The sequence below is a fragment of the Mesorhizobium sp. M2A.F.Ca.ET.037.01.1.1 genome (assembly GCF_003998075.1).
Lineage (GTDB): Bacteria > Pseudomonadota > Alphaproteobacteria > Rhizobiales > Rhizobiaceae > Mesorhizobium.
This window is the reverse complement of record NZ_RZSA01000576.1, coordinates 1-4,352: the sequence shown is the minus strand read 5'-3', so window position 1 is coordinate 4,352 and position 4,352 is coordinate 1. Positions and strand designations below refer to the sequence as shown.

Here is a 4,352-nt window from a genome sequence, read left to right as displayed (position 1 = left end):
GGATCGGCCTGGCCTCGGGGCTGGCCGTGGTGGCGGCGCTGCTGCTCGCGCGCTGGCTCCGGCGCGACCGCATCGCGCCACAGCTCGCCTTCGGGCATTGATCGACAAAGGCTGCCGGTCCGGTCGGCAGCCTTTCGCCGGCTCAGTGCGCCCCTGCGCGCTGCTCCAGCCTCCGTGCGTATTGCGTCAGCGGAAAACACAAGACGAAGAAGATCAACGCCACCAGCCCGTAGACCTTGAACGGCTCGAAGGTCGCATTGTTGATGGCGTTGGAGGTTCTGACCAGTTCCTCGAAGCCGATGATCGAGGTCAGCGCCGTCGATTTGATCAATTGCACCAGGAAGCCGACGGTCGGCGCGCGGGTGATCGCGAAGGCCTGCGGCAGTATGATTAGCCTGAGCTCCTGCAGGTAATGCAGCCCGAGGCTGGCGCCGGCGTCCCATTGTCCCCTCGGCAGCGCGTCGACGCCGCTGCGCCAGATCTCGGCGAGATAGGCGCTGGCGAAGAAGGTCAGGCCGAGCACCGCCGCCGTCCACGGCTCGATGCGCAGCCCCAGCATCGGCAGGCCGAAGAACATCAGGAAGAGCTGCATCAACAGCGGCGTGCCCTGGAACAGCGCGATGTAACCCGAAGCGAACCGCTTGATCCATTTGTTCCGGGCGATTCGGAAGAACAGCACCACCAACCCGACCAGCGCGCCGCCGATGAAGGCGGCGAGCGACAAAAGCACCGTCCAGCGCGCGGCAAGCAAGAGGTTGCGCACGATGTCCCAGAGAGTGAACTCGATCATGACACGCCGGCTCCGAGAACGCGGCGGCCGCCACTGACGAGCAGCCGGCGCAGCCCCATCGACAGGCCGAGATAGACCATCGTCACCACGAAATAGGTCTCGAAGGCGCGAAACGTGCGGGCCTGCAGCATGTCGGCCTCGTAGGTCAGCTCGCGCACCGCGATCTGCGACACCACGGCCGATTCCAGCATCATGATGACGATCTGGCTGGTCAGCGCCGGGTAGATCACCTTCAGCGCCTGCGGCAGCACGATTTTGATGAACACCTGGCGTGGCCTCAGCCCAAGCGCCAGCGCGGCTTCCGTCTGCCCGCGCGGCACGGCGTCGAGACCGGCGCCGACGATCTCGATCGTGTAGGCCGCCATGTTGAGCGTCATCGCCAGCATCGCGGCCAGGATCGGGTCGAGTCTGATGCCGAGGCTGGGCAGGCCGAAGAAGATGAAGAACAGCTGCACCAGGAACGGCGTGTTGCGCATCACCTCGACATAAACGCCGATAGCGAGCTGAAGCGGCTTGGGGCCGTTTCTCTTTCCTGCCGCGCCGAGGATGCTGAGGAAAGTTCCGGCGAACGTCGTGACGGCGATCAGAAGCAGCGTCATCGCCGCGCCGCGCGCGATCACGCCCGCCGCACCCGCAAGCCAGCCGAAGTCGAGGCTGTAGCCCATGGCGATTGACCTTGTTGGAGGCGCCCGACCCAAGAGGAGGCTCGGCTCCTGTTACGGAGCCGAACCGATCGGCATCAATCCTTGAGGTTGGCGGGATTGAGCGGCGTCTTCAGCCAGGCCTTGGAGCTTTCGTCCAGCTTGCCGTCGGCGAGCATCTTGGCGACCGCGTCGTTCACCGCGTTCTTCAGCCGGTCCTCATTCTTGTTGAGGCCGATATGCGAGGGCGAGGTCAAGAGCTGGAATTTCTGCTCCGGCTGCAGCGCATCCTGCTTGGCCAGCACCTGAGCGCCGACATCGTTGCCGACCACCATCAGCTGCGTCTGGCCGGAGATGAAGGCCTGGATGACGGAATTGTAGTTGTCGAAGCGGCGGATATCGGCGGACGAGGGCGCCGCCTCGGTCAGCGACGTATCCTCCAGCGTGCCGCGATTAACCGCGATCGACTTGTCGGCAAGGTCTTCCTTGCCTTTGACCGCGAGCGCTTTCGGCCCGATGACGGCGATGTAATAGGGCGCGTAGGCGGCGGCGAAGTCGATCACCTGCTCGCGCTCCTTGGAGTAGCCGACGCTCATCAATATATCGACGCGCTTGTCGGTGAGATAAGGGATGCGGTTCTGGCCGGTGACGCTGACCAGGTTGAGCTTCACCTTCAAGGCATCGGCGATCGCCTGCGCGACGTCGATGTCATAGCCCTTGATGCTCATGTCGGCGCTGGCCGAGGAAAAGGGCGGGAAGTCGGAGAAGATGCCGACATTGATGGCGCCGGCCTTGGTGATGTCGTCGACGGCGTCGGCCTTGGCCTGGGTGGCGAGGCCGGCAGCGCCGAGCATCATCGCCGCCGCGACTATGGATTTCAATGCATTGCGAAGAGTCATTTTTTGGTTCCCCTGCTGGAAGCTTGTTTGTTGCGTCCGGCCGCCGGCTCCAGCGCGGCGGCCGTATTGGCTAAAGCAATTCCAGGAAAAGTGTGACGCGGTTTTCTGTCCGGAATTGCGTGAAACTAAGAAGTCTCAGCCCTTCCTGATCGCCGGGCTGAACACCATGAGGCTCAGAATCTCGAACAGGACCTGCGCGCCGACATGGGCGGTGTTGGTGGTCGCGTCGTATTGCGGCGCCACCTCGACGACGTCGCCGCCGACGATGTTGAGGCCCTTCAGGCCGCGCAGCAGCTCCAGCACCTCGCGCGTCGTCAGCCCGCCGACCTCCGGCGTGCCTGTGCCGGGCGCGAAGGCGGGGTCGATGCTGTCGACGTCGAAGGAGATGTAGGTCGGCCCGTCGCCGACAATCTTGCGCGCCTTCTCGATGATGGCCGGGATACCGAGCCCGGTCACCTCCTCGGCATGCACGACCGTCATGCCGGACTCGTAGGTGAACTCCCACAGATATTCGGCCGAGCCGCGTATGCCGATCTGGATGGTGCGCGAGGGATCGAGCACGCCGTCCAGCACCGCGTTGCGGAAAGGGCCGCCATGGTGGAACTTGGTCATGTCGAACAGCCCGCTGGTGTCGCAATGGGCGTCGATATGGATCATGCCGACGGGCGACTTCTTGCCGACCGCCTTCAGGATCGGATGGCTGATCGAATGGTCGCCGCCGACCGAGAGTGGCAGCACGCCGGCATCGACGATCTGGTTGGTGCGCTTTTCGATGTCCTCGTGGCTGATCTCCAGCCGGTAGCGGCTGCGGAACGGCGTGTCGCCGATGTCGGCGACGCGAAGCTCATGCGTCGGCGCGCATTCCAGCACATGATTGTAGGGCCCGATGCGTTCGATGGCGCGCAGCGCGCGCGGCCCGAAGCGCGAGCCGGGCCGGTTGGTGACGCCGAGATCCATCGGCACGCCGATCATCGCCACCTGCAGGTCGCCGAAATCCGGGTTCTCGGCGGCGATCTCGCGATAGGGCGCGGCGAGGAAGGTCGGGATGCCGGAATAGGGGGCAAGCCGCGTGCCCGACTTGTTGAAGATCTTGTCGGCGACCTTGCGGAATTTCGGGTCGAACATCTCGCCGCCATGGCTCTCGCCATATTTGCGGCGCAACGCTTCGAGCTTGCCGCGATCGTAACCCATGTCCGGTCCTCCTGTGCTTGCCGCCCGCACGGACGATTTGCCAGGCCAGCCACGGATCCAGCCCCTTGCCGGCTGGATCGTTGCTCGCTGTCCTTGCGGATTCCACGTCTCTTGAAGCTGTTTCGGGCAAAAGTGTCGGGCAGCGGCATTGAAAAATCAATTGATATTGTTAGGGTCTTGATTGTGAGAAAATCTCACAAAGTAGGAGCCCTTCCATGGCCAAGCGCCTGCCGCCGCTGAACCCGCTGCGCGCCTTCGAGGCCACGGCGCGGCACGCCTCGCTGACCAAGGCGGCGGGTGAGCTCAATGTCACGCATGGCGCCGTCAGCCACCAGATCAAGGCGCTCGAGCAATCGCTCGGCGTGAAACTCTTCGAGCGCACCGGCCGGCGGGTGAAGCTGACGCCGCATGGCGCCGAATTCCTGCCGGCGGTTTCGACTGCCTTTGAAGGCATCGCCGCCGCCACGCAGCGCATGACGCGGCCGGCGAGTGCCGGCACGCTGTCGGTGTCCTGTGTGCCGGCGCTTCTGCTGCTTTGGATGACGCCACGGCTCGGCTCCTTCACGGCGCAATATCCCGACATCCAGCTGACGCTGATCCCGTCCAACGATCCCAAGGACATCCGCGCCGGGGATATCGACGTCTGCGTGCATTATGGCGACGGTGGCTGGAGCGACTGCTGGATACGCAAATGGTCCGGGCTGGAATTGTTTCCCGTGGTCAGCCCGACGCTGATCAACAACCGGCCGATCCGCAGCGTCCGCGACCTCGCCGATCACGTCTTCCTGCATGGCGACGATGGCCGTGAATGGCACACCTGGCTCTCCACCG

The 4,352-nt window shown here is 64.1% G+C and carries 5 protein-coding genes; 1 reads left to right on the top strand and 4 read right to left on the bottom strand.

Annotation, left to right across the window (positions count from 1 at the left end; all coding sequences use genetic code 11):
* Window positions 1-142: 142 nt before the first annotated feature.
* The 4 genes from EOA27_RS24560 to speB all read right to left on the bottom strand — a co-directional run bounded on the left by EOA27_RS24560 (window position 143) and on the right by speB (window position 3,521).
* Window positions 143-790 (bottom strand): amino acid ABC transporter permease, encoded by a 648-nt coding sequence (locus EOA27_RS24560; RefSeq protein ID WP_126079986.1) that lies wholly within the window; start codon window positions 788-790, stop codon window positions 143-145.
* Entirely contained in the window at window positions 787-1,455 is a 669-nt protein-coding gene (locus EOA27_RS24555) for an amino acid ABC transporter permease (protein ID WP_126079985.1), read from the bottom strand. Before EOA27_RS24555 ends, EOA27_RS24560 begins: the two co-directional genes overlap by 4 nt.
* A gap of 74 nt (window positions 1,456-1,529) precedes the next feature.
* Complete coding sequence (locus EOA27_RS24550) at window positions 1,530-2,330, bottom strand: transporter substrate-binding domain-containing protein (RefSeq protein WP_126079984.1); 801 nt, start codon at window positions 2,328-2,330, stop codon at window positions 1,530-1,532.
* 135 nt (window positions 2,331-2,465) lie between these two features.
* Window positions 2,466-3,521 carry an agmatinase gene (gene speB, locus EOA27_RS24545; protein WP_126079983.1) on the bottom strand — a complete coding sequence of 352 codons (1,056 nt, stop codon included), beginning with the start codon at window positions 3,519-3,521 and terminating at the stop codon, window positions 2,466-2,468.
* Window positions 3,522-3,736: 215 nt separating this feature from the next.
* On the opposite strand from speB, the gene EOA27_RS24540 reads away from it, so the two are divergent.
* Window positions 3,737-4,352, top strand: a 616-nt coding sequence (locus EOA27_RS24540) for a LysR family transcriptional regulator (protein WP_127257469.1), incomplete at its 3' end; no start/stop codon positions are given.

Coding starts and splice junctions, on each gene's coding strand:
- EOA27_RS24560 (WP_126079986.1), bottom strand. CDS start 790: ATGATCGAGTTCACTCTCTGGGACATCGTGCGCAACCTCTTGCTTGCC.
- EOA27_RS24555 (WP_126079985.1), bottom strand. CDS start 1,455: ATGGGCTACAGCCTCGACTTCGGCTGGCTTGCGGGTGCGGCGGGCGTG.
- EOA27_RS24550 (WP_126079984.1), bottom strand. CDS start 2,330: ATGACTCTTCGCAATGCATTGAAATCCATAGTCGCGGCGGCGATGATG.
- speB (WP_126079983.1), bottom strand. CDS start 3,521: ATGGGTTACGATCGCGGCAAGCTCGAAGCGTTGCGCCGCAAATATGGC.